Raw genomic sequence first — 24,881 nt, 5'->3', positions numbered from 1 at the left:
GCACCCCTACTTACTTTTCTTATGGTTAGAGTAAACAAATGATTCTGGTGACTGGTGGTGCCGGCTTTATCGGCGGCAATTTCGTGCTGGACTGGCTTGCGCAAAGCGACGAGCCCGTCATCAACGTCGACAAGCTCACGTACGCCGGAAACACCGACACGCTCAAATCGCTGGACGGCCATCCGGGGCATGTTTTTGTCCGCGCGGATATCGGCGACCGCGCCGTACTTGGCCAGCTGCTGGCCGAACATCGTCCGCGTGCCGTGATCAACTTTGCGGCCGAATCGCATGTCGACCGCTCCATCAGTGGCCCCGGCGAATTTATCCAGACCAATGTGGTGGGCACCTTCAATCTGCTGGAAGCCGTGCGCGCGTACTGGACTGATCTGCCCGCCGACGACAAAGCCGCCTTCCGCTTTCTGCATGTCTCTACGGATGAGGTGTATGGCACGCTGAGCGCTACCGACGCCCCGTTCGCCGAAACCAACCGCTACGAACCCAACAGCCCGTACTCCGCGTCCAAGGCCGCGTCCGACCACCTGGTCCGCGCCTGGCACCACACCTACGGGCTGCCGGTGTTGACCACCAATTGCTCCAACAACTACGGCCCGTATCACTTTCCGGAAAAGCTGATCCCGCTGGTCATCCTGAATGCGCTGGCGGGCAAGCCGCTGCCGATTTATGGCGATGGCCAGCAAATCCGCGACTGGCTGTACGTCAAAGACCATTGCTCCGCCATCCGCCGCGTGCTGCAAGACGGCAGGCTGGGCGAGACCTACAACGTGGGTGGCTGGAATGAAAAAGCCAATCTTGATGTGGTCAACACCATTTGTTCCATCCTGGACCAGATCAAACCGCGCGCTGATGGTGCGGCCTATGCCAGCCAGATTACCTATGTGCAAGACCGCCCCGGCCATGACCGGCGCTATGCCATTGATGCGCGCAAGCTGGAACGCGAACTGGGCTGGAAACCGGCCGAGACGTTTGAAACCGGCATCCGCAAAACCGTGCAGTGGTATCTGGACCACCAGGACTGGGTGAACAACGTAAGCAGCGGCGCGTATCGCGACTGGGTGGCGCAACAATATGGCCAGTGATCTGCCTCTGATTCTGGTCACCGGCAAGACGGGCCAGGTGGGTTTTGAACTGCAACGCAGTCTGGCCGTACTCGGCCAGGTGGTGGCGCTGGATCGCCACGAGTGCGATCTGTCGCAGCCGGAGGCTTTGCGCGCCCTTATCCAGCGCTTGCAGCCTGATGTGATCGTCAATCCGGCGGCCTATACCGCCGTCGACAAAGCCGAAACCGATCAGGCGGCCGCGCAAGCCATCAATGGCAGCGCGCCCGGCGTGCTGGCCGAAGAAGCGGCAAAGCTGAATGCGCTGCTGGTGCATTACTCCACCGATTATGTGTTTGCGGGCGACGACCAGAGCGAGCCCTATGCCGAAGACGCGGCCACCGCGCCGCGTTCGGTGTATGGCCAGACCAAGCTGGCTGGCGAAGCAGCCATCCGCGCCGCCCACGCCCGCCATCTGATCCTGCGCACCAGTTGGGTGTATGGCGCGCACGGCGCCAATTTTCTGAAGACGGCGTTACGTCTGGTGCAGGAGCGCGACGCGCTCAAGATTGTCGCCGACCAGATCGGCGCCCCGACGGCGGCCAGCCTGATCGCCGACGTGACGGCGCAGCTGGTGGCGCAATATCTGCATGCCGAAGAACCGGCGGCGTATCCGTATGGCACCTATCACCTTGCAGCCGCTGGCGAAACCAGCTGGCATGGCTATGCCCGCCATGTGGCCGAAATGGCGCAACAGGCGGGTGTGACGCTCAAAGCCACGCCCGAGCGGATTGAAGCCATCCCGACCAGCGCCTACCCGCTACCCGCGCCGCGGCCCGCTAATTCACGGCTGGATACCACGCGGCTGCGCGAGACCTTTGGCCTGACGCTGCCGCCGTGGCAACAAGGCGTGGAACAGGTGCTGACGCTGTTGCTGCGTCGCTAACGCTCAAGGAACAAGACGATGAATCGTAAAGGCATTATCCTGGCTGGCGGCTCCGGCACCCGCCTGTATCCGGCCACCCTGGCGGTATCAAAACAACTGCTGCCCATCTATGACAAACCGATGATTTATTACCCGCTCAGCGCGCTGATGCTGGCGGGTATCCGTGAAATTCTGGTGATCTCCACCCCGCAAGACACGCCGCGCTTTGAACAATTGCTGGGCGACGGCAGCCAGTGGGGCATCCGGCTGCAGTACGCGGTGCAGGCCAGCCCGGACGGCCTGGCGCAGGCGTTTATCATTGGCGAACAGTTCATCGGCGATGACGACTGCGCACTGGTGCTGGGCGACAATATTTTCTACGGCCACGACTTTGCCGAGCTGCTGCAAAACGCCGCCGCCAAACCGTCGGGCGCTACGGTCTTTGCCTATCGTGTGCATGATCCGGAACGCTACGGCGTGGTGGAATTTGACGCCGAAGGCCATGCGCTCAGCCTGGAAGAAAAGCCCGCCGAGCCCAAATCCAACTACGCGGTGACTGGTTTGTATTTCTATGACAACAAAGTCGTGGAGATTGCCAAATCGATCAAACCGTCACCGCGCGGCGAGCTGGAAATCACCGACGTCAACGCGGCGTATCTGAGCGCGGGCCAGCTCGATGTGCAGACCATGGGCCGTGGCTACGCCTGGCTGGACACCGGCACGCATGAATCGATGCTGGAAGCCAGCCAGTTCATTCATACCATCGAAGACCGCCAGGGCCTCAAAGTGTGCTGCCCGGAAGAAATCGCCTTTCGCTCGGGCTGGGTGAGCGCCGCCGAGATCGAACGCCTGGCGCAACCCCTCAAGAAAAACGGCTACGGCCAGTACCTGCTGCGCATGCTCAAGGAAAAGGTTTTTTAATGAACGTGATCGACACCGCCATCCCGGACGTCAAGATCATCGAACCGCAAGTGTTCGGCGACGACCGTGGTTTCTTCTACGAAAGTTTCAACCAACAACGCTTTGATGCCGCCATTGGCCGCCCGGTGCAGTTTGTGCAAGACAACCACTCGCGCTCCGCCCGTGGCGTACTGCGTGGGCTGCATTATCAGATTGAACATCCGCAAGGCAAACTGGTGCGCGTAGTGGCGGGCGAGGTCTACGACGTGGCCGTCGATATGCGTCAATCCTCGGCCACCTTTGGTCAGTGGGTGGGTGTGACGCTGAGCGCGGAAAACAAACGCCAGCTGTGGGTGCCGGAAGGCTTTGCACATGGTTTTGTGGTGACCTCGGATTACGCCGAGTTCTTGTACAAGACCACGGATTACTGGTTTAAAGAACACGAACGCAGTGTGCTGTGGTCGGACCCGACGCTGGCCATCAACTGGCCGCTGGACGGGGCGCCGGCGTTGTCGGCGAAAGATGCCGCTGCCGCACTGTGGCAAAACGCCGAGGTGTTTGCGTAATGCTGCAATTTTCGGCGTCACCCCTTGAGTTGCCGCGTGGGCTCTGGCGGCACCGGGGGCTGGTCGGGGCGTTGATCCAGCGCGAGGTCGTCGGCCGTTATCGCGGTTCCGCGATGGGCTTGTTGTGGTCGTTTTTTAATCCGGTGTTCATGCTCTCGGTCTACACCTTTGTCTTCAGCGAAGTGTTCAAAGCGCGCTGGAGCGGTGCCAGCGGCGCGAAATCAGAATTCGCCCTGATCCTGTTTGCCGGGCTGATGGTGTTCAACCTGTTTGCCGAGTGCATCAACCGCGCCCCAACCCTGGTGCTGGCCAACCCCAACTATGTGAAGAAGGTGATCTTTCCGCTGGAAATGCTGCCCTGGGTAAGCCTGGGCGCCGCCTTTTTTCATATGTTGATCAGCTTTGTGGTGTGGCTGTTTTTCTACTTGATTTGCCGTGGTATTCCGCCCGCCACCATCTGGTTGCTGCCGCTGGTGATTGCGCCCTTGCTGCTGTTTACGCTGGGTGTCTCCTGGGCGTTGGCGGCTTTGGGTGTTTATTTGCGCGATATCGCCCAGGTGACGGCCTTGCTGACCACGGTCTTGATGTTCATGTCGCCGATTTTTTATCCGGCATCTTCTTTGCCGCCTGAATACCGCGCGTTGCTCAACCTGAACCCGCTGGTGCCTATCATCGAGCAAGCGCGCAACGTCATGCTGTGGGGCCAGGGGCCCGCGTGGTCGATGCTGGCCGTGCAGTATGTGGCGGCCGTGGTAGTGGCGTGTATCGGTTTTGCCTGGTTTCAGAAAACCAGAAAAGGATTTGCAGATGTCCTCTGAACCCGCCATCAAGGTCGAGAACGTCGGCAAGTGCTATCACATTTATGAACGCCCGCGCGATCGCCTGCTGCAGATGCTGGCGCGCGGCCGTAAGCAGTTTTTTCGCGAGTTCTGGGCCGTTAATGGCGTGTCGTTCCAGATCGGCAAAGGCGAGACCGTCGGCATCCTCGGGCGCAACGGCAGCGGTAAATCCACGCTGCTGCAAATGATCTGCGGCACGCTTAATCCAACCATGGGCCAGATCAGCGCGCATGGCCGCATCGCCGCCTTGCTCGAACTGGGCTCGGGGTTTAACCCGGACTTTACCGGGCGCGAAAATGTGTTCATGTATGGCAATTTGCTGGGCATGAGCCGCCAGGAAATTACCGCCCGCTACGATGCCATCGCCGAATTTGCCGATATCGGTGATTTTATCGATCAGCCGGTCAAGACTTATTCCAGCGGGATGATGGTGCGGCTGGCGTTTGCCGTGCAGGTGCAAGTCGATCCGGACATTCTGATCGTGGACGAGGCGCTGGCCGTGGGCGATGCCGGTTTTCAGCTCAAATGCATGTTGCGTATGCGCGAGCTGCAGGAGCGTGGCGTCACCATTTTGTTTGTGTCGCATGACACCGGCAGCATCATCCGGCTGTGCGACCGGGCCATACTGCTCGACCATGGTCAGTTGCTGGTGGACAGTGATGACCCACTCGCGGTGGTCAAACAATATGAAACCCTGACCCGCGCGGGCGTGGCGCCGGTGGCAACACCGGCACAAGTGGTGCCCCAGGTCACGGTCGATTATCAGGCCGAGCTGCAGGGCATCAGCGAAACCCGGCTGGGTACGCGTGAAGCTGAATATCTTGGCGTAGATTTTCTGGGCGATGATGGCAAACCACGCCAGGTCTACCAGGCGGGTGATGTGCTGGAAATTCGCGCCACCATCCACAGCCATAAATCGTTTGCGCGCGTGGTGAGTGGTTTTACCTTGAAAAACAAGGCCGGCGTAGACGTCTGGGGCGATAACAACCTGTATGCCGGGATAGATCTGGCATTAAGCCCGGGCAAACATACACTGGCTTATCGGTTTGTTTTGAACGTGCCTGCGGGCGAATATTTTCTGTATATCGGCCTGGCCGATATCTCGGGCAATCGCATCGAACTTGACCAGCGTTGGCCGATACGAAAACTTACCGTTGTGTCAAAACGCCAGGTGCTTGGTTACGTATACTCACCGGCAAATATCGAATTAAAACCGGTCACTCCGGCGTAGTTCAGCACTACATGAGGGTTAAGACCGCGCGCGGCGGTCGCCCCGGTTTTGCCTCATTTTGTGGAGATCAGAGTGGTCAATATCATTGCCTTCGTGCCGGCCAAAGGGTCGAGCGACCGTATTCAGAACAAGAATCTGCGCGTACTGGACGGCGAGTATCTGTTCAAGCGCAAGCTGCGCCAGCTGTTGCAGTGTGACCGGATTACCGAGGTCGTGCTGGATACCGACAGCGATGAGATCGCACACCTTGCCTCTGATTTGCCGGTCAGCCGCCTGCAGCGCCCCGCCGATCTGGCCAGCAACGCCACCGATGGGCACGAACTGTTTGCCTGGGAATGCAGCCAGCGCACGGCCGACTTGTATGTGCAGGCCTTGTGTACTGCGCCCTTTGTCGATGCCGATACGCTTAACCGTGCGATAGACGCCCTGCTGGCTAGCCCGGAGCACGACTCGCTGGTCGCGGTCACCCAGGGCAAACAGTACACCTGGAAAGACGGCAATCCGGAGTACGGCCGCGGCCGCATTCCTAACAGCGTGGACCTGCCGGCGGTCACCATCGAGGCCATGTCGCTCTACATCGTGCGTGCCTCGGTGCTGACCTCGGGCAAGCGCTTTGGCAGCAAACCGCTGATGTTTGTGCTGAACCCCACCGAAGTCGTGGACGTGAACTGGCCTGAAGATCTACAACTGGCCGAAACCATCGCAGCGGGCGCGCGTGCGCGCGAAAACCTGGCGTTGGGCGCGCTGTTTCCGTATCTGACTTCGTCGATGCTGGCCGATATCACGCGTGAAATGGGGCACAACTTTGTGCTGCCCAAAGAAATCATGGGTGGCGGGCGCTTTTTTGGGCGGGCCAAAACCTTGCTGCTGGATCGTCCCAACGAGAACGAATCGTGGCAGGGCATTTATGACGCGCTCGACACTTATCAGTTTGTGCGTCCGGGCGATGTGATCATGGTGGAAAACCGGGTGCCTGATCATGCTTACTTCGGCAACCTGAACGCCCAGCTCGCCATGCGCGCGGGCGCGGTAGGCGCCGTGGTGGATGGTGTTACCCGCGACAAATACGATGTCGCCAAGCTCGATTTTCCGGTGTTTGCACGCGGCCATTATTGCGTGGACATCAAATTTGAAGGCACGACGCGCGCGATGAACATGCCGATCACCATCGGCAACGTCACGGTCAAGAATGGCGATTTCATTTTCGCCGACGGCGATGGCGTGGTGGCGATTCCTGAGCAGCTCTGGCCTGAGATCAAGGATCTGGCGCTCAAAGGCATCGAAAAAGAATGGCGGGTGGGTATGGCGGTTGCGCTAGGTATTGCGCCCAAAGAAATTTTTACCCGTCACGGGGAATTCTGAAGTAATGAACATCCTGTTTTATGTGGAGCCGTTGGTCGAGCGCGACAATCCGCTCTGGAAGAAAGGGTGGCTCCTCGATTTTATGCACCGCATGGTGTCGAGCCTGAGCACGGCCGACACCCAGGCGCATGAATTCGCCTGCATCACCGGTAGCGCCCTCGGGGCGACGGCGCGCCAGGTCCTGGGCCAGAGCCGCGTCGCAACGATAGGGCAAACCGAGCTGATTCCGGCGTTTGGCGCCAATGCGCTGGACGCCGCATCACGCTGGTATCTGGGCCAGAACGACGCCGCCACCACAGACGCGATGGCTGCGCTGATCAAGCGCAAACTCGGCGGCTATGTGCCGGATGTCTGCATCACGTTTTCACCCGCGCCGTTCTTGCAAACTGCATTCCCGCAAAGTCAGACCTTCCACTTTGAACTGGGCATGATTTCGCGCCCGCCGTTTCCGGAAACCATTTATCTAGACCCGTGCGGCATGTTCTCGGCCGGGATGTTGGGTAAGTTTGCGGAGCAGATCAGAGCGCACACGGCGTCGGCCGAAGCGGAGCAAATCGTACGCCTGATCCGCGAGCGTTATTGCACCGCCCGCGCTGATCAAAGCAACCCGGTTTACCCCTATGTGGCCGATATCATCGCGCGCTTTCAGTCCGCTATTTTATTGCCGCTGCAGTTCTCCAGTTTTTATGCTTACGACGCCAATGCGACGTACAAAGACCAGTACGACTTGCTGATCAATGTGCTCGAGGCCACGCCGCGTGATGTGGCCGTGGTGGTCTGTGAGCATCCGGAATACGAAATCTTGCGCGCCGATCTGATCGAGCATCTGACGGTGCGCTACCCCAACTTTGTCTGGCATCCGATGTTCCGGGTGGTGTACGGCACTTCGCATTACCTGATGCCATTTGTGCAGGGCGTGGTATCGGTCAGCTCCAGCGTGGGCTTGCAAGCGATGTTGTGGCAAAAGCCGCTGGCGGTGTTGGGGCATAGCCATCTCGACGTGGCCGCAGATGGCCACGATATTCCGGCGTTGTTGCACGCAATGGTGGCACCGTGGCCGCAGCGCAAAGAGAATGTGCTGGCCTGGATCTTGTCGCGCTTCCACCTGCCATCCGCCTTGTTGTTGCAGCCCCGCATCCTTGAGGCCTGGCTGGCGCAGGTGCGTGCCAGTACGTTTGAGCAATTCAATGCTACCGAGCTCAGCGCCGGACTGCGCGACGACACCGTGTTGGCCTGGTATCAAGAGGCCAGCAATTCGGGCTGGTTGTCGCCCAAATCAAGCACCAACAAGCTTCCGCGCGGATATTTTTTTGCCGCGCTGTATTTTGCGACCACCGAGGAAAGCTTTAACGAGTTGAACTGCGTACGCAGCTTTGGCCAATGGGGCGCTGAACCTTCGGTGATCGAGTTCCAGTTACCCGCAGTGCCATTCACTGCACTGCGGCTGGACCCGGTAGCGCAACCCGACATGCTGATGCTGAGTGAACTGCAACTCAGCGACGCCACGGGCCAGCCGGTGTGGCAGTGGGATCGCACCGAGAACGGTCTGGGCGCCCTGGTCAATATCGTGAGCGTGCCGGTGCTGGAACAGCGTGGCCTGTTATTGCAATGCGATAACGATGATCCACAGATTTTTCCAGCAATCGATGCCGCCACCTTAGCCGCCGCAGCCATGCCGCTGAAATTGCGCGCGGTGTATGCCAAGGCGGGCATCGGGGTGCTGCGCTACAACAGCCGCGCCATGATGACGGCCATTGCCGAAGCGAACCTGCGCTGCCAGCAACTGGAAGCCGACCGCGAAAAGCTGGTGCTGGCCAACAAGATCCAGTTAAAGAAAATTGCTGAAAACGAAGGCCTGTTGGCTCGTTTCAAGAAGGAAAAAGAAGTCATGTCACAGCGCCTTGGCGAGCAGAACAAATTACTGGGCCAGCGCGAAGCAAGCACATCCGATCTGGCCACCGAGATCAACACCCTCAAGCATGAAATCGCGGCCTTGCGTGGTTCCACCAGTTGGCGCGTTGCCGCGCCGGTGCGTTGGGTGGGCGCCGCCTTTGGCGGCAGTTCGCCGCTGCGCAAAGGCCGGGTCGCGTTGTATGTGGGCGCTGCCCGTCGCGGCGCGCGTGCCATGCCGCGCATGATCAAACGGCAAGGTGGGGCGGCCGCAGCGGTGCGACGCGTCCTGTCGGTACTGCGCCATGAGGGTTTGCATGGCCTTAAATTGCGGCTGTATCGACGACTGCCTGCGGATCTTGCGCATGTAATGGCACCGCCCGTGCAGAAGGGCGAGTTGCCGACCGCCTGGCATTATCGCGATCCAGTGCTGACGGCTGATATCGCGGCGGCGATTGCCAATATGCCCAATCCGCCCCGCTTTTCGGTGGTGACGCCCACCTATAACACCGATCTGCGCCAGTTACAGGCCATGATCGAATCGGTGCAAGCGCAGTGGTACCCGCACTGGGAGCTGTGCATTGCCGATGATTGCAGCAGCGACGAAAAAACCCGGCGCTATCTGAGTGCGATTGATGATCCGCGGGTGAAGGTCGCGTTCCAGCCGCAAAATGGCGGAATCTCGGCGGCATCCAACGCCGCCGCAGCACTGGCCACCGGCGATTACATTGCTTTGCTGGACCACGACGATCTGTACACGCCAGATGCCTTGTACAAGATGGCCGTCTGCATCGGCGCCACCGCGGCCGAATATATTTATTCGGATGAAGACAAGATTGACGAAGCGGGCCGCTACAGCGAACCCTTCTTCAAACCCGCCTGGTCGCCCGATGCCTTTATGAGCATCATGTACACCTGCCATCTGTCGTGTTTCAGCCGCGCCTTGTTTGATCGCGTCGGCGGTTTCCGCATCGGTTACGAAGGCGCGCAGGATTACGATCTGGTTCTGCGGATGAGCGAGGTGTGGCAAGGCGTGGCGCATATTCCGGAGGTGCTGTACCACTGGCGCATCCATTCCGGGTCAATTGCCGCCAGCGCCGAAGCCAAGCCCTATGCCATTGAATCCTTGCGCAAAGCCAAACTCGATGCGCTGGCGCGGCGTGGGCTGCAGGGCGAACTGGAAGCCGTGCCGCAAATGCCGGGGCAATACCGCGTTAAATACGCGATCAGCGGCAATCCCAAAGTCTCGATCATTATTCCGACGCGCGACAAAATCGATTATCTGCAGCGTTGCATTGATTCAATCATCAGCAAAACCGGATATCTGAACTACGAAATCATTGTGGTGGATAACGGCAGCGAAGAGGCGGCCAGTCTGGCTTGCTTTGCGCAACTGGAACGCGAGGGCATGGCCCGCGTGGTCAATGCGGCTGGACCCTTCAACTTTTCGGCCATCAACAACAAAGGCGTCGCCGCGGCGACGGGCGATTATCTGTTGTTCTTGAATAACGACACCGAAATCATCGAAGGCGACTGGCTGGAGCGAATGCTGGGCTTTGCCCAATTGCCGCATGTGGGGGCAGTGGGTGCGCGTCTGTTGTTTGAACACGGCACCTTACAACATTGCGGCGTGGTCAACCTGGCCGACGGGCCGGGCCATGCGTTCTATGACCGCGATCCAGCGCATCCCTATTACTTTGGCCGTTCCTTGCTGGACTACAACTGGCTGGCGGTGACTGCGGCGTGCCTGCTGGTCTCGCGTGAAAAATTCGAGCAGGTGGGCGGGTTTAACGAAGCGCTGGCGGTTGGCTATAACGATGTGGATTTATGCTTCAAATTATATGCGGCAGGCTATTTTAACGTAGTCGCCCAAGCGGCCCGATTGTATCATTATGAATCTGTAAGCCGCGGCCTGGATGATATAGACCCAACCAAGCTGAAACGCTTACACGGAGAGAAGAAAATCCTTTATCGCAATCATCCGCATTTGTTCGGACGCGATCCGTTCTATAACCCGAATTTGCACCCGAACAGCGGTGAATTTCTGACCAACTGGTAATGTCCGTGCTCCAGATCAAAGAACAAATAGACAATCACAAGCTCATATCTTTCGATTTTTATGACACTTTGTGCTACCGGATCATGCCCGAGCCGGAAGTTGTATTTGATCTGGTCGGCCTCAAGCATCGCATTCCGGATTTTCGCGCGCTCCGGCAGCAGGCTCAGACGCTGGCGTTTCAACGCATGCTGGCGGCAGGGCGCAAGGAAATCACGCTTGCCGACATTTATGATGGCATCCAGGTGGGTGGCAGCAGCCGCGAAGAGCTGCTGGAGTCCGAACTGGCGTTTGAGCGCGCGCTGACCCGCCCCAGCGCGGCGGCATGCGCGCTGTTTGAATATGCAAAAGCGGCGGGCAAGCGGGTGGTGGTGGTTTCCGACATGTACTTGCCCGGTTATTTTATCGCCGGGCTGTGCAGGGATTTCGGGCTGGACGCAGAGCGCGTGTTTGTCTCCAGTGATTGCAACGCCACCAAACGGGATACGGGCGAGCTTTATCATCAGGTCGCTGCTGCAATGGGCGTCGCCCCCGCCGATATCGCGCATATCGGCGACAACTACGTCAGCGATGTGCAGCGCGCACAAAGCCGCGGCCTGACCGGCATTCATTATTGCCCGGTCGATATCCGACATCGCTATCTGGCACACACGCCGGTGACGGCGGTGCTGGAAGAACTGCTGAAGCTCGAAGTCAAACAACATGGCGGCGCCGACCCGCTGGAAGCGGCCGGCCTGTATTGCGGTGCCGTCGGCTTGCTGGCGTTCTCGCGCTGGCTGCGCGCGATCAGCGCCAAAGACACGCTGGATCTGCTTTGCCTGGTGTCACGCGATGGCCATTTATTGCACCAGGTGTTTGCCGAAGAGCAAATCGATGCGCCCTATGTCTATATGCATGGTTCGCGCGTTGCCTATACCCTGGCGCAGATCAATGAACACAATTTCGAAGCGCATCTCGATTTTCTGATTTCCGGTAGCGACTATTTCTCGGTCGACGACTATTTTGCCCGCATTGGATTGCCCAGCCCGTCAGACGAAGCCGTGCTGGCTGCAGGTCTGACGCGCGACATCATGATTACCCCGGAACTGCACGACCACGCGCGGCATCTGCTGCGCCTGCACAAAAAGCAGATCGTGCGCCACGCCTACAACACGCGCTCGGGCCTCTATCGCTATCTGCTTGAATTGGGCGTGCGCGACGGCATGCGGCTGGGCTTTGTTGATATAGGCTGGAGCGGTACCACGCAAGACGCCTTTGAAGCGGCAATCAAATCGATGTTCGACGTTGAGGTGATCGGTTATTACTTCTGCCTGGCCGATACGCCGTCACGCCGTGCGCGCGGTGAACGCCTGCAGATGAAAGCCCTGCTGGATGCCAGCTTTTGCGATCCGGCATGGCTGGCCGAGATTTACAATAATCGCGTGCCGGTGGAAATGTTCTTCTCCGCCCCCGAAGGGGCGACGGTGGGCTACGACGGCGGTGCCTACTATGGCGAACGCGCCGCCAGCCCGGTTACGGTCGTCAAAGACGAATGCCGCGGCCTTAACTACGATATCGAGCAAGTCGTGGCGCGCATCAACGCGGGTTCGCTGGCTGGCTATCGCAAGGCCAGCGCCTTGCTGGCGACGCTGGAGCTGGAGGTCAGCCCCGAAGAGCTGGCGCGTCTGTTTGTTGCGATCATTCTGAATCCGCCGCATTCTCTGGCGGCATCGTTGGGCTGGATCAACAACTTTGACAACTGGGCCAGCACCGCCAACTACCATATCTGCATTGCCAGCCCCGACGCTTTTCCTAACGAAGGTGCGCGTGCCAAACGCGATATGTGGCCTGCGGCCTACCGGCGCCTGTCGGCCTGATTCCGGCTCGCCATTATCAAGATGCCTGAAACAGGAATTGCAGATTTGTTGAAATACGACGTGCGCGGTGCAGACGCAACACACATCGGCCCGCCTGCGGCCCAACCGGACCGTCTTGCATCATGATCGGCGCCGTGGTGGTGACCTATCAACCCGATGCCGAAAGTCTGGCCGGAATCAGCAAGTGGGTGGGCCTGTTCGATACGGTCGCGGTGGTGGACAACTCCGCCCACTGCGCGCCTGCGCTGCAAACCCTGGCGGCTCAGCACGATCACCTTACCTTGCTCGCCAATGGCCAGAATCGCGGCGTGGCGGGCGCGCTCAATCAGGGCGCGGCATGCCTGCTCGACCAGGGTTGCGATTATCTGTTCTTGTTTGATCAGGATAGCGAACCCGATGCCGCGATGATCAATGGCCTTGTCACCCAGTTGCAGGCGCTGGTCGGCCAGCGCGTGGCCCAGATCGGCCCGGCGTATTTTGACCGGCGTCTGCAGCAACGCGCGCCTTTTATCCAGTTGGTCAATGGCAAAATCGTCCGCCATCCGGCCGCTGGCGCGGCGTTGATCGAGGCGGATTACCTGATCACTTCGGGTACCTGTATTCCCGCCGCCGCGTGGCGGCAGATCGGCCCCATGGACGAGCGCTTGTTTATCGATTTTGTTGACATCGAATGGGGCCTTCGCGCGCGGGCACAAGGCTGGCGCAGCTACGGTTGGCCCGCGGTCACCATGCAGCACACGCTGGGCGATGAACCGGTCAAGGTGCTGGGCCGCGCTTATCCGCTGCATTCGCCGCTGCGCCATTATTACTATTTCCGCAATTGCGTGGCGCTGATGCGGCGGGATTACGTGCCCGCGGCATGGAAATGGATAGAACTCTACAAATTGCCGCTGCGCTTTGTGGTCTATGCCGGCTTCACCCAGCAACGCGCGAGCCATGCCCGCATGATGTTGCGTGGTCTGTGGGACGGCGTACGCGGCAAAACCGGGCGCATCGCGTGAGCAGCGCGCGTCTGACGATTTCGGTCGTGATCTATCGCACGGCGCTGTCGCGGCTCCAGCCTTTGTTGGCTTCGCTGGCAGCGCTGGAGGGCGTGGTGATCTGTGTAGTCGATAACGCCGGCGATCCGCTCTTGCGCGAACATATCGCCCAGCGTGGCTGGCGCTATGTGTGTACCGGCGTCAATCACGGCTATGGCAAGGGTCACAATCTGGCGCTCAGCACCCTGGCCGATGTCGACGCGCCGTATCACCTGGTCGTTAATCCCGATATCAGTTTCAGTGCGGAGGGCATGTTGCGCATGCTCGACTATATGGATGAGCAGCCTGACGTCGGCCAACTCATGCCGCGCATTATCTATCCGGATGGTCGGCTGCAACATTTGTGTAAACTGCTGCCCGCGCCATCCGATCTGTTGCTGCGGCGTTTTTTGCCCGATTGCGCGCTCAAACGGCGCTTGCGCGATCGGTACGAACTGCGGCATTGGTCCTACGCCGAAGTAGCGGATATCCCGGTCTTGTCCGGTTGTTTCATGGTGCTGCGGCGCGCGGCATTGCAGCAATGCGGCGGCTTTGATCCTCGCTACTTTATGTATATGGAGGATACCGATCTGTGCAGACGTATCGGCATGCAATGGCGCACGCGCTATTTTCCGCACGCCACCGTGGTGCACGATTACGCCAAAGGCTCGTATCGCAGCCCGCGCCTGCTGGGCTATCACATCGTCTCGGCGATCCGTTATTTCTGCCGCTGGGGCTGGCTTGAAGATCCTTACAGACATATACGTAACAAGTGCGCCGAACGTGACCTGGGTCTATAGAAACGAGTCATAATAGGCCTCATAAATTCGCACCCATAAAGAACAAATAGCGTGCTTCCCATAGTCTTTTCGTTTGCGGTCGCCTTTCTAGCCTCGATGTGGCTGGTGCGCAGCAGTCATCTTCACGCCCGCTTCAGCGCGGATTCCGATATGGGCGGCGTGCAAAAATTCCATGTTCATCCAGTACCGCGCGTGGGGGGTATTGCGATTGCGGTTGCCCTCATCGCCTGTTGGGGGGTGCTGTGGCTGCGTGGCAAAGCCGAGCACCCTTACTTTCTGCAGATGCTCGCCATTGCATTGCCCGCGTTTGCCAGCGGCCTGTTTGAAGACATCAGCAAACGCGGTGGGGTGCTGATCCGGATGGCGAGTATTGTCTTGTCGGCCATCCTGGCATGGTGCTTTCTGGGCGTGCGCGTGGTGCGCGTCGATGTGCCATTTATTGATCCCATCCTTGCCATCCCGGCGGTCTCATTCGTGATCACGGTGGTGGCCCTGGCGGGCGTCACCAATGCGCTTAATTTCATCGACGGCTACAACGGGCTTTCATCCGCAGTCGCGGCCATTATGCTGGCCGGGATTGGTTACGTCGCTTTTTTGCTGTCCGACCATCTGGTGTGGGCCATGGCCGTGGCCGGCATCGGCGCCTGCCTTGGTTTTTTATTCTGGAACTGGCCGCGTGGCTTGATCTTTCTGGGCGACGGCGGCGCGTATTTATTAGGGTTCTGGATCGGCGCGCTGGTGGTCTTGCTGGTGGCCCGCAATCCGCAAGTTTCGCCCTGGTTTGCCTTTTTGTTGGTGAGCTACCCTGTGGTCGAGACCGTGTTCACCATGTTGCGGCGCGTGTCCCGCCAGTCCAATCCGGGCCTGCCCGATGCCGCCCATTTGCATCAACTGGTGTACAAGCGCTTGATGCGCTGGACGGTCGGCAGCCCTGATCCGCGCCACAAAGTGTTCCGCAACTCGATGACTTCACCGTACTTGTGGTTGTTGTCATCGCTTGGCGTTATTCCGGCGGTCTTGCTGTGGAATAACACCTGGGCGCTGCAGTGCTCGGCCTTGTTGTTTGTGTTTGCCTATCTCTGGCTTTATCGCTGCATTATTCGTTTCCGCGCGCCGCGCTGGCTGGTGGTCCGCAGTCGCACCAGCCGTAAACGCGAGCATTAAGCCTGGACGGCCCCCGGACGCCAGGGGCCGTTATCCGCGCTGCGAAAGTCCGATCTGCTTCACCACAAATGCGCCACATGCGCCCGCCGAGTCCAGATCAATGCGCAGATGGCTGGCTTGCTGCAGATTCCACCAACTCGGTTGCGAATCCAGCGGCACGGCCAGTGTTCCTGCTGAGTCGCCAGCGGTGAAGACCAGGCTGTGTGCCTCGCTGGCACCGGTTTCCTGATCGCCCCACCAGAAAATCTGCAAACGTGGCGTGCTGCTGGCACCGCGGCATTCAAAATCAAAGTTCAGCATGCCGTGCGCAGCACCCGAGGTCTTCAGCGCAGAAATATCAAAGATCAGTTGGGGATCGGGGCCGGTGACCTGCCATGCCCCCGCTACAAGTTGAACATCATGCGTCGCCGCCGGGACGGGCGAAATGGCCCGAGTGTCGCTGGTCTTGCGCGCCAGGCTAGCCCACGACCGTCCCCATGACACCGGCAACATCTGCAGATCGTGGATGGCAAACGCGCGCTCCTGCAACGCCGTGCGATATTGCTGCGTGCGGGCCGCTGCAATCATGACCGTTAGCACGCGCCCGTCCGCCGCTTTGATTGGGGCGCCGTCCAGCGTAAGGGTGTTTTCCGCCAGATTGATGGCGCTGATCTGGCGTTGTTCACCATTGGCCAGCTTCACCACGTCATGGGCTTGCAGATAGGCCAGCGCGTTGCGATCCGCCAGCATGATGGCCGGGGTATGGCGGTCTACGCCATGATCCCAGCGTGCGTCGCTCAGACCGTCCTGGGCGTATGCCACCAGGCGAGCGGGCTGCGCCCAGCGGTCGAAATGGCCAATGACGTAACCATCGTTCATTTCCGGGGTGTAGTGCTGCATGGCAAAGCGATACAGCACCGGCGCGCGCAAGGCCAGGCCGCCGCCATCGTGCACGATATTGTCCACTTCAAGCAGCGCTACCGCCGGCCGTTGCCGGGTAAGTATGCCCACCGCGGTGTGCTGCTGAGACAGCGGTGCCATGTTATAGGCGGCCGTCACGGGCAGCAGGGGCGGGCGGTCGGTATAAAAATACAAGCCATTGCGCGAAGTCAGATCCAGGTACGGTGCGCGGGGAGGTAGTTCGGCGTTGAGGATGCGCGCCACCGAAACCAGTCGACGCCAATGGTCTTCATAAAAGTAGCCCATGCCGAGGCGGGGCAATCCCGCCGCCGCGACGTCGCGTAGCGGAGGGGTCTGGATATTGGCATGCGCCACGCTGCGCAGATTGCTCAGCTCAGCGGCGGGCGAGCCAATCAAGCCACCCGCAACTGCCGCAATCACCAGCAGCAGGGCTTTGACGTTGGGCAGGCGAGGGCCGCATACGTGGCACAGGATGGGCAGCAACAAGGTCCAGCAGAAGAATGCGAATACGCCACTGCGCGAGGTGCCCACCGGATCGATACGCCCCATGGTGTACGGGATCATCAGCAGGCAGAACAGCAGGCCGAGCAGTGCCACCCGGGTACTCACCACAGCAATCGGGCGGCGGCGTACGCGGCAGAACAGCGCGTACAGCAGGAATGCCGCCAGCAGCATCCACGACATCCGGGCCAGGTCATACATCAAGACCGAACGCGCCGCCGGCGTGGTCCACGACAAGGCCCAGCCTATGCCATAAGCCAGTTGGTTGATCGGGCCGTTTTCGCGCAGATAGATCAGCCCCTGCAGAATCATGGATGCCGCCGGGCTTAGCAGCAGCAACGCAGCGAGGACGACCAGGGCGACGGCGCCTTGCCGCCACGCGTGGCGTGCCGACGAATGCCACCAGCGCCACAGCGCCAGCGCGGCACAGGGCGCCGCCGCGAGGATGAGCAGAGCACCTTGCGCCGGGATGCCCAGCAGCAGCAGCGGCAGGCTGTAGCACCAGATAATCAGCCAACGCCCGGGGCGTCGCCACAAGGCCGGGTCAAACCACAATGCCAGAAACAAGGTGAAAAACAGCCAGACCAGCCGGCCTTCAAACGCGTACAGCGCAAAAAACGGCAGCAGATTGCTGGCAGTGGCGCGCCGCAGTGCGAAGAAGGTCGGGATGGCCATCAGCGCATAAGCCAGGCGCGTCCCCTCGCTGAAGGTACCGGCTTCGCCGCCCAGAAACAGCCACGAAACAAAGCCGGTAGAAAAGTCGTCCACCAGACCATGGGCAGGGATGAACTGCGTATAGGGCTGCGCACCGTTAAGCCAGGACCACCAGCTCAGCAGGATCTCGCCAAAATGATAATCATCCGGACTGACGATAGGCGGCTGGGTATGGCCCACATGCAGGGCCATCAGCAGCGCAAGCAGCGACCACGGCGAAACCAGTGCATACAACGATGCCTCGCCGCGGGTCTGTGCTTGCCGGTCATAGCGACGCAGCACATCCACCACCGCGGCCAGCAACAAGGCAATGATCGCTATCTTGAAAACCGGCGTGGTCGCGTAGTGGCGCAGCGTACCCATGGGGTCCAGCAGGCCCGCCGGAACCAGCACCAGAAAGAACAGCACCATCACCAGTTGAGTCAGCAGCAGGGCGCTGGGCAAAAAGCGCCGGATTACTGCGGGACGCAAGCGCCCCAGGTACAGCAAGGTAGCCATGCCGCCTAGCAGGATGAGCCCCGCAAGTCGGAGCAAGGTGTGCTCGGAGGCGAGATCGCGATGGAGCAGGCGCGCAGCGGCGAGATGGACTGCCACCGGGCTCAGCGCGAGTCCCCACACACAAGCCAGCGCCAAACCCGCTGCAGCTGCATCCAGGCCGGCGGTTTTACTGTTAGGGCGCGCAATAAACCCCACCACCAGCACGCTGACGCCTGACAGATAAAACCAGCGTGAGTCCGTGACCGGCTGGCCCACCAGCAGCAGCCCTGCCATCAATGCCGGCAAACTCCAGTACAGCAACTGCCGGCTGAACGCATCGCGTTCAGGATCGGTCGAGTCTGTTCCGCGTTCAGCCCTGAGGCGATGGGCCAGCCAGGTCATTGCCGCCACCAGCGCCGCAATCAAAGCCGGGCCAACCGCCAGGTCCTGCCATTTGCCGGTGGCGGACCAGCCCGGATATCCGGCGATAAAATCCGGATACGTGGGCGCGATATGTATGCCCAGAATAACGGTGAGTACCAGTGCAGTGATGGCGATGCCTGCCGCAAACAGCGCCAGTCGTTCTATGGGCAGATAAGATCGAATCATTGGTTCTTGTCGGTGAGGACAGGCAGCCGCCCGGTCCGGAGTTTTCTGAACAGGCGGCCATTCTAAAACGACTGTATCTAAAACCAGAACGAAATAAGGAAACTTACGCAATCAAGGCGCGACGACACATAGGCATTGACAGCGAGCGACACCTGCTCGCAGGCAGCCCGAGGCGCGAGATGGCGAAAAAACTCAGGGTGAGGCGCAGCGCAATCAGATGCTCGCGCTCGTTTTCAGCCCGGGCGGGCGCGGCGTGCTGCGCGGCGGTTTACACCAGCACCACATCAAACTGTTCCTGCGTATACGCCGTCTCTACCTGCAAATAAATCGGCTTGCCGATAAAGTCGACCAGTTGCGCCAGGCTGGCGGATTCCTCATCGAGGAACATATCAATCACATTCTGCGAACCCAAAATCCGGTACTCACGCGCCTGGAACTGGCGCTCTTCGCGCAGGATTTCGCGCAGGATTTCATAGCAGACGGTGGCAGCGGTGCGGATTTGACCACGGCCCTGGCAAGTGGGGCACGGTTCGCACAATACATGGGCCAGGCTTTCACGCGTGCGTTTGCGCGTAATCTCGATCAAACCCAGGCTGGTAAAGCCCGAAATAGTGACCTTGGTGCGGTCCCGCGACAGTGACTTCTGTAATTCATCCAGCACGGCGGTGCGGTGGGCGTCGTTATCCATGTCGATAAAGTCGACGATGATAATGCCGCCCAGATTGCGCAAGCGCAGTTGCCGCGCGATGACATGCGTGGCTTCGAGGTTGGTTTTGAAGATGGTGTCGTCAAACGAGCGGTGGCCGACAAAGCCGCCGGTGTTGACGTCGATGGTGGTCATGGCTTCGGTCTGATCAATGATCAGGTAGCCGCCAAACTTCAGATTAACGCGGCGTGCCATTGCGCGTTCAATCTCGGCCTCCACGCCGTACAGCTCAAACAGCGGGCGCTCACCCACATAGTGCTGCACGCGCGGCAGTACATCCGCCACAAACGATTCAGCAAACTCGCGCATCTTGTTGAAGTTCTCGCGCGAATCGACCAGCACTTCTTCGGTCTCGGTATTCACCATGTCGCGCAGCGTGCGCAGTTGCAACGACAAATCCTGGAACAGCAGCGATTTGGCCGGCAGCGTTTGCGATTTCAGTTTGATATCGGCCCAGATGCGGTTCAGATAATCGATATCGGCCAGCAGTTCGGCATCGGTGGCATGGTCGGCCGAGGTGCGGATGATGTAGCCCAGATGGTCGGGCGGCAGCAGGCTGGCCATGCGGTTGCGCAAATGTTCGCGCTCATCGCCGTTCTCGATGCGTTGGCTGATGCCGATATGTTTTTCTTGCGGCAGAAACACCAGAAAACGCCCGGCGATGCTGACCTGGGTAGAGAGCCGCGCGCCCTTGGTGCCGATCGGGTCTTTGATGACCTGAACCACCACGGGCTGGCCTTCGTGCACCAGCTTTTCGATACGCAATTCGTCGTTGGGATGTTGCCGCTGTTCGATGACGTCGGCGATATGCAGAAACGCAGCGCGTTCCAGGCCGATTTCGATAAACGCGCTTTGCATGCCCGGCAGCACGCGTTTGACCACGCCCAGATAGATATTGCCGACCAGCCCGCGTTGCTGCGTGCGTTCGATGTGGATGTCTTGCACCACGCCATCTTCGACAGTGGCAACACGCGTTTCTTGCGGCGTGACATTTACGAGGATCTGCTCTTTCATGGTCGGCTCTCTGGCTCTATCGTCAAGCGCCGCAACAAGGTCAGGCGGCGCGGCGCGGCAAATCCGGTCGGTTGGGTTTGGGGGTTTTTAATAGCGGCAGGCACATGGCCAGCAGTTCGTCCCAGGCATCGCCCTGGCCGACGCCTTTGTTCATCTGGTCGATGCGGGCGGCGTGGGCGAGGGCATCGCGTAGCAGTGTGCCATCAACGCGGTCGAGTGCGCGTTCCACCAGCCCTTGTTTGGCGCCCCACACGCGGTTTTCTTTCATCAGCTGCGCCATATTGTGGCCGTGCGCCTTGCCGTGCGCCAGTCGCCACAGGCTGCGCACTTCTTCGGCCACCGCCCATAGCACCAGATGCGGCGCTTCGCCTTCGGCGCGCAGGCCGTGCAGCATGCGCACAAAGCGGGTGGCGTCGCCAGCGAGCAAGGCTTCGCCGAGCTGAAACACATCAAAGCGGGCGACGTTGGCGACGGCGGCGCGGACTTGTTCCAGATTCAGCGGGCCCGCCGGATGCAGTAGTCCCAGTTTTTGCACTTCTTGATGTGCGGCAAACAGATTGCCTTCGACCCGATCCACCAGAAAGCGCATCGCGTCGGCGTCCAGGCTTTGTTGCTGCTGGCTAAGCCGCGCGTTGATCCACGCGGGCAAGGCATTGCGTTCAACCGGGCGGGCTTCGATTACTTCGCCATGCTGGCTGAGCGCCTGAAACCATTTGGCGTTCTGAGCGGTGCGATCGAGTTTGGGCAACTGCACCACGCTAACGGTATCGGGCGGCAAGCGGTTAGCGAAGGCCTCCAGCGCTTTGGCGCCTTCGACGCCAGGCTTGCCGGTGGGAATGCGCAATTCCAGCAGTTTCTTTTCAGAGAACAGCGAGAAGCTGTTGCCCACCATGCCCAGCTGGCTCCAGGAGAAGCCGGTTTCGACCGTCATGACCTCGCGTTCGGCATAGCCGTGCTGGCGCGCGGCGTCACGCAAGGCCTGCGCGGCTTCGAGCGTCAGAAATGTCTCGTCACCGTGCAGCACATACAGCGGCGACAGCCCGCCTTTCAGATGGCGGGCCAGGTCCTCACTGCGCATTGGCTTTGTCGCGCGCGGCGACCGCGTTGATACGGCGCAAAATCAACTGCACGGCATCCTGTTGCATATCGCGCACCAGGCGGTCCGATTCCCCGTTCATGGCGATCGGGTTATTCGGATCGTAGGAATAGCTGCGCGACAGCATTACTTTCTGGTCGGTCATCAGCGCGGTGGCATCGGGGCGGAAGGCACTGAAGCCGACGGTCAGCGCCACTTTATATTCAGTGGCCTGGCCCGAGCTGTTGATGGTCAGCACGATGTTGTCGACCTTCTCACCGGTAATGACGATCTTGGCCGTCGCGTTTTCCACCGCCGTTTTTGATAGCTTTACCCCGTCCAGCAGCGGCAGATAGCTGCGCAATTGCTCAGCCGAACCGCCGCCGCCTTCCACATAGACCAAAGGGTAGGCAAAGCCGGCGGTATCGCCTTTGCCGCGCAAATGAAAACCACATGCCGACAGCAGCACAAGCAGCACAACCGCCGTAATCCGGCGCAATGTCAGGGTCATTGCCTCAACCTTTATCTATTAAGCGGGGCGCCGTTCAGGCGACGATATTGACCAGACGGCCCGGCACCACAATCACTTTCTTCGGTGTGCCTTCGACAAAACGCTGCACGTTTTCATCGGCCAGCGCGAGCGCCTCGATCGACTCTTTGCTGGCGTCTTTGCTGACGCGGATGGTTGAACGCAGCTTGCCGTTCACCTGCACCACCATATCGATTTCGTCCTGCACCAACGCCGAGGCATCGGCCTTGGGCCAGCTTTGCTCGGCCAGACGCGAGCCCGGCTGCAAGGCATCCCACAGCGCATTGGTGGCGTGCGGCACGATGGGGGCCAGAATCTTGACCGCGGTTTCCAGCACTTCTTGCGCCACGGCGCGACCGGCAGCGTCGCTCACCGGTGCTTTCGCCAGCGTGTTGAGCAATTCCATCACAGCGGCGATCGCGGTATTGAATTGCTTGCGGCGGCCAAAGTCATCGCTGACTTTCTGGATGGTGCTGTGCAGGGCAAAGCGCAGTGCTTTGAGCTCGGCCGACAGCTCGCCACCGGCATAAGCGGCGACGCTGCCTTGGGCAACATGCTCGTGCACCATGCGCCACAGACGGCGCAGAAAACGGTTGGCGCCTTCCACACCGGCATCCGACCATTCCAGGCTTTGCTCCGGTGGCGCGGCAAACATCATGAACAGGCGCGCGGTATCGGCACCGTATTTCTCGATCAGCGCTTGTGGATCAACGCCGTTGCCTTTGGATTTGGACATCTTTTCGACGCCACCTATCGTGACCGGCAAGCCATCGGCTTTGGCGACGGCGCTGGTGATACGGCCTTTGGCGTCGCGTTCCAGATCCAGATCAACAATGTTGTACCAATCCTTTTTGCCGTCGGCGTGCTCGCGATAAAAGGTCTCGCACACCACCATGCCTTGCGTCAGCAGGTTACGGAACGGCTCATCGGTGTGGATCAGGCCTTCATCGCGCATCAGCTTGTGGAAAAAGCGCGCGTACAGCAAATGCAGGATCGCGTGTTCGATGCCGCCGATGTACTGGTCGACATCCAGCCAGTATTTAGCGCGCTCATCCACCATGCCGGTTTGCGCATCGGGCGAGGTGTAACGGGCGTAGTACCACGACGATTCGACGAAAGTATCCATGGTGTCGGTTTCGCGACGCGCTGGTTTGCCGCAAGTCGGGCAGGTGGTTTCGTAGAATTCGGGCATTTTGGCCAGCGGATTGCCACGGCCATCCGGCACCACGTTTTCCGGCAGCACCACCGGCAGTTGATCTTCCGGCACCGGCACATCACCGCAATCGGCGCAATGCACGATGGGGATCGGGCAACCCCAGTAACGCTGACGGCTGATACCCCAGTCGCGCAGACGATATTGCGTGCGCTTGGTGCCGTGCGTGTTATTGGCCAGATCAGCCACCACGGCATCGAAGGCCGCTTGATAGCTCAGGCCATCGTATTTGCCGCTGTTGATGGTGACCAGACTGTCGTCCTTGTTGCCGTACCAGTCTTGCCACTGCGTGCTGTCATAAGCCTGGTCGCCCGCTTTGGCGGCGTAGACCTGAACGATGGGCAGCGTGTATTTGTTGGCGAATTCAAAGTCGCGTTCGTCGTGCGCCGGCACGGCCATCACCGCGCCTTCGCCGTAGCCCCACAGTACATAGTTGGCAATCCAGACCGGCAGTTTGGCGCCGGTGAGCGGATGCACCACAAACTGGCCGGTCGGTTGGCCTTTCTTTTCCATGGTGGCGACATCGGCTTCTGCCACCGAGCCGGATTTGCATTCCGCGATAAAGTCGTTGAGTGCCGGATTTTTTTGCGCGGCCAGCGTGGCCAGCGGGTGTTCGGCGGCGATGGCGACGTAGGTGGCGCCCATCAGCGTATCGGGACGCGTGGTGTAAACCTTGAGCTGGCCCGCTTCACCCACGCTATCGACGTCGTAATCAAAGGCGACTTCAGCGCCAAAGCTCTTGCCGATCCAGTTGCGCTGCATGGTTTTGACCTGCTCGGGCCAGCCATCCAGTTGATCCAGATCTTGCAGCAATTGATCGGCGTAATCGGTGATGCGGAAGTAATACATCGGGATTTCGCGCTTTTCCACCAACGCGCCCGAACGCCAGCCACGGCCGTTTTCAACTTGTTCGTTGGCCAGCACGGTGTTGTCGACCGGATCCCAGTTGACCACGCCGGTCTTTTTGTAAACCACACCCTTCTTGAACAAGCGGGTAAACAGCCATTGTTCCCAGCGGTAGTAGTCCGGCTTGCAGGTGGCGATTTCACGTTCCCAGTCGATGGCGAGGCCCAACGACTTGAGCTGTTTTTTCATGTAATCGATGTTTTCGTAGGTCCAGGCCGCAGGCGGCGCGCCATTCTTGATGGCGGCGTTTTCGGCTGGCATACCGAATGCATCCCAGCCCATCGGCTGCAGCACGTTGTACCCGTTCATGCGCATATAGCGGCTCAGCACATCGCCGATAGTGTAGTTGCGCACGTGGCCCATGTGCAGCTTGCCGGACGGATACGGAAACATCGACAGACAGTAATACTTGGGCTTGCTGGTGTCTTCCAGCGAGCGGTCAGTTTGATGTTGTTCCCACTCACGTTGTGCAGCGGCTTCCACTTCGGCCGGGTTGTATTGCTCTTGCATGGGCTTGGGTCCGGAAAAAATCGATTCAAAGGCGGGAATTATAAGGGGCGGCGAGACAAAAGGG

The 24,881-nt window shown here is 59.6% G+C and carries 17 protein-coding genes; 12 read left to right on the top strand and 5 right to left on the bottom strand.

Annotated elements, in window-relative coordinates:
* The first annotated feature begins 38 nt into the window (after window positions 1-38).
* The 12 genes from rfbB to ACYQ1A_RS17450 all read left to right on the top strand — a co-directional run bounded on the left by rfbB (window position 39) and on the right by ACYQ1A_RS17450 (window position 15,663).
* On the top strand, window positions 39-1,097 hold the full coding sequence (gene rfbB, locus ACYQ1A_RS17505; RefSeq protein WP_499363963.1) for a dTDP-glucose 4,6-dehydratase: 1,059 nt from the start codon (window positions 39-41) through the stop codon (window positions 1,095-1,097).
* Entirely contained in the window at window positions 1,087-2,001 is a 915-nt protein-coding gene (gene rfbD / locus ACYQ1A_RS17500) for a dTDP-4-dehydrorhamnose reductase (RefSeq protein ID WP_499363962.1), read from the top strand. Before rfbB ends, rfbD begins: the two co-directional genes overlap by 11 nt.
* 18 nt (window positions 2,002-2,019) lie before the next feature.
* Window positions 2,020-2,901 carry a glucose-1-phosphate thymidylyltransferase RfbA gene (gene rfbA / locus ACYQ1A_RS17495; RefSeq protein ID WP_499363960.1) on the top strand — a complete coding sequence of 294 codons (882 nt, stop codon included), beginning with the start codon at window positions 2,020-2,022 and terminating at the stop codon, window positions 2,899-2,901.
* Window positions 2,901-3,446 carry a dTDP-4-dehydrorhamnose 3,5-epimerase gene (gene rfbC / locus ACYQ1A_RS17490; RefSeq protein WP_499363958.1) on the top strand — a complete coding sequence of 182 codons (546 nt, stop codon included), beginning with the start codon at window positions 2,901-2,903 and terminating at the stop codon, window positions 3,444-3,446. Before rfbA ends, rfbC begins: the two co-directional genes overlap by 1 nt.
* Window positions 3,446-4,264, top strand: coding sequence for an ABC transporter permease (locus ACYQ1A_RS17485; RefSeq protein WP_499363957.1), 819 nt, complete (start codon window positions 3,446-3,448; stop codon window positions 4,262-4,264). Before rfbC ends, ACYQ1A_RS17485 begins: the two co-directional genes overlap by 1 nt.
* The gene (locus ACYQ1A_RS17480; protein ID WP_499363956.1) at window positions 4,254-5,516 is read left to right on the top strand and encodes an ABC transporter ATP-binding protein; all 1,263 of its coding nucleotides are present in this window, start codon (window positions 4,254-4,256) and stop codon (window positions 5,514-5,516) included. The genes ACYQ1A_RS17485 and ACYQ1A_RS17480 overlap by 11 nt, the downstream gene beginning before the upstream one ends.
* A gap of 72 nt (window positions 5,517-5,588) precedes the next feature.
* Window positions 5,589-6,878, top strand: coding sequence for an RraA family protein (locus ACYQ1A_RS17475; RefSeq protein WP_499363955.1), 1,290 nt, complete (start codon window positions 5,589-5,591; stop codon window positions 6,876-6,878).
* 4 nt (window positions 6,879-6,882) lie between these two features.
* The gene (locus ACYQ1A_RS17470; RefSeq protein ID WP_499363954.1) at window positions 6,883-10,827 is read left to right on the top strand and encodes a glycosyltransferase; all 3,945 of its coding nucleotides are present in this window, start codon (window positions 6,883-6,885) and stop codon (window positions 10,825-10,827) included.
* Window positions 10,827-12,680 (top strand): HAD family hydrolase, encoded by a 1,854-nt coding sequence (locus tag ACYQ1A_RS17465; protein ID WP_499363953.1) that lies wholly within the window; start codon window positions 10,827-10,829, stop codon window positions 12,678-12,680. The genes ACYQ1A_RS17470 and ACYQ1A_RS17465 overlap by 1 nt, the downstream gene beginning before the upstream one ends.
* A gap of 122 nt (window positions 12,681-12,802) precedes the next feature.
* On the top strand, window positions 12,803-13,681 hold the full coding sequence (locus ACYQ1A_RS17460) for a glycosyltransferase family 2 protein (protein ID WP_499363952.1): 879 nt from the start codon (window positions 12,803-12,805) through the stop codon (window positions 13,679-13,681).
* A complete protein-coding gene (locus tag ACYQ1A_RS17455; protein ID WP_499363950.1) occupies window positions 13,678-14,499 on the top strand; it encodes a glycosyltransferase family protein in 822 nt (273 codons plus the stop codon). The genes ACYQ1A_RS17460 and ACYQ1A_RS17455 overlap by 4 nt, the downstream gene beginning before the upstream one ends.
* Window positions 14,500-14,649: 150 nt before the next feature.
* Entirely contained in the window at window positions 14,650-15,663 is a 1,014-nt protein-coding gene (locus ACYQ1A_RS17450) for an MraY family glycosyltransferase (protein WP_499363949.1), read from the top strand.
* 30 nt (window positions 15,664-15,693) lie between these two features.
* Here ACYQ1A_RS17450 and ACYQ1A_RS17445 read toward each other — a convergent pair whose 3' ends face one another.
* From ACYQ1A_RS17445 to leuS, 5 genes are all read right to left on the bottom strand, one after another.
* Window positions 15,694-18,864 carry a hypothetical protein gene (locus tag ACYQ1A_RS17445; RefSeq protein ID WP_499363947.1) on the bottom strand — a complete coding sequence of 1,057 codons (3,171 nt, stop codon included), beginning with the start codon at window positions 18,862-18,864 and terminating at the stop codon, window positions 15,694-15,696.
* A gap of 268 nt (window positions 18,865-19,132) precedes the next feature.
* Window positions 19,133-20,584, bottom strand: coding sequence for a ribonuclease G (gene rng / locus ACYQ1A_RS17440; RefSeq protein ID WP_499363945.1), 1,452 nt, complete (start codon window positions 20,582-20,584; stop codon window positions 19,133-19,135).
* A gap of 40 nt (window positions 20,585-20,624) precedes the next feature.
* Window positions 20,625-21,662 carry a DNA polymerase III subunit delta gene (holA, locus tag ACYQ1A_RS17435; RefSeq protein ID WP_062222479.1) on the bottom strand — a complete coding sequence of 346 codons (1,038 nt, stop codon included), beginning with the start codon at window positions 21,660-21,662 and terminating at the stop codon, window positions 20,625-20,627.
* On the bottom strand, window positions 21,652-22,170 hold the full coding sequence (locus ACYQ1A_RS17430; RefSeq protein WP_499363943.1) for an LPS-assembly lipoprotein LptE: 519 nt from the start codon (window positions 22,168-22,170) through the stop codon (window positions 21,652-21,654). The genes holA and ACYQ1A_RS17430 overlap by 11 nt, the downstream gene beginning before the upstream one ends.
* A gap of 34 nt (window positions 22,171-22,204) precedes the next feature.
* Window positions 22,205-24,817 carry a leucine--tRNA ligase gene (gene leuS / locus ACYQ1A_RS17425; protein ID WP_499363941.1) on the bottom strand — a complete coding sequence of 871 codons (2,613 nt, stop codon included), beginning with the start codon at window positions 24,815-24,817 and terminating at the stop codon, window positions 22,205-22,207.
* Between the last annotated feature and the right edge of the window lie 64 nt (window positions 24,818-24,881).

The sequence above is a fragment of the Silvimonas sp. JCM 19000 genome, assembly GCF_054652575.1.
This window is presented reverse-complemented; position numbering and strand designations above follow the sequence as displayed.

Excerpts from the sequence above, each read along its gene's own strand:
- rfbB (WP_499363963.1), top strand. The coding sequence starts at position 39 with ATGATTCTGGTGACTGGTGGTGCCGGCTTTATCGGCGGCAATTTCGTG.
- rfbD (WP_499363962.1), top strand. The coding sequence starts at position 1,087 with ATGGCCAGTGATCTGCCTCTGATTCTGGTCACCGGCAAGACGGGCCAG.
- rfbA (WP_499363960.1), top strand. The coding sequence starts at position 2,020 with ATGAATCGTAAAGGCATTATCCTGGCTGGCGGCTCCGGCACCCGCCTG.
- rfbC (WP_499363958.1), top strand. The coding sequence starts at position 2,901 with ATGAACGTGATCGACACCGCCATCCCGGACGTCAAGATCATCGAACCG.
- ACYQ1A_RS17485 (WP_499363957.1), top strand. The coding sequence starts at position 3,446 with ATGCTGCAATTTTCGGCGTCACCCCTTGAGTTGCCGCGTGGGCTCTGG.
- ACYQ1A_RS17480 (WP_499363956.1), top strand. The coding sequence starts at position 4,254 with ATGTCCTCTGAACCCGCCATCAAGGTCGAGAACGTCGGCAAGTGCTAT.
- ACYQ1A_RS17470 (WP_499363954.1), top strand. The coding sequence starts at position 6,883 with ATGAACATCCTGTTTTATGTGGAGCCGTTGGTCGAGCGCGACAATCCG.
- ACYQ1A_RS17465 (WP_499363953.1), top strand. The coding sequence starts at position 10,827 with ATGTCCGTGCTCCAGATCAAAGAACAAATAGACAATCACAAGCTCATA.
- ACYQ1A_RS17460 (WP_499363952.1), top strand. The coding sequence starts at position 12,803 with ATGATCGGCGCCGTGGTGGTGACCTATCAACCCGATGCCGAAAGTCTG.
- ACYQ1A_RS17450 (WP_499363949.1), top strand. The coding sequence starts at position 14,650 with ATGGGCGGCGTGCAAAAATTCCATGTTCATCCAGTACCGCGCGTGGGG.
- ACYQ1A_RS17445 (WP_499363947.1), bottom strand. The coding sequence starts at position 18,864 with ATGATTCGATCTTATCTGCCCATAGAACGACTGGCGCTGTTTGCGGCA.
- rng (WP_499363945.1), bottom strand. The coding sequence starts at position 20,584 with ATGAAAGAGCAGATCCTCGTAAATGTCACGCCGCAAGAAACGCGTGTT.
- holA (WP_062222479.1), bottom strand. The coding sequence starts at position 21,662 with ATGCGCAGTGAGGACCTGGCCCGCCATCTGAAAGGCGGGCTGTCGCCG.
- ACYQ1A_RS17430 (WP_499363943.1), bottom strand. The coding sequence starts at position 22,170 with ATGACCCTGACATTGCGCCGGATTACGGCGGTTGTGCTGCTTGTGCTG.
- leuS (WP_499363941.1), bottom strand. The coding sequence starts at position 24,817 with ATGCAAGAGCAATACAACCCGGCCGAAGTGGAAGCCGCTGCACAACGT.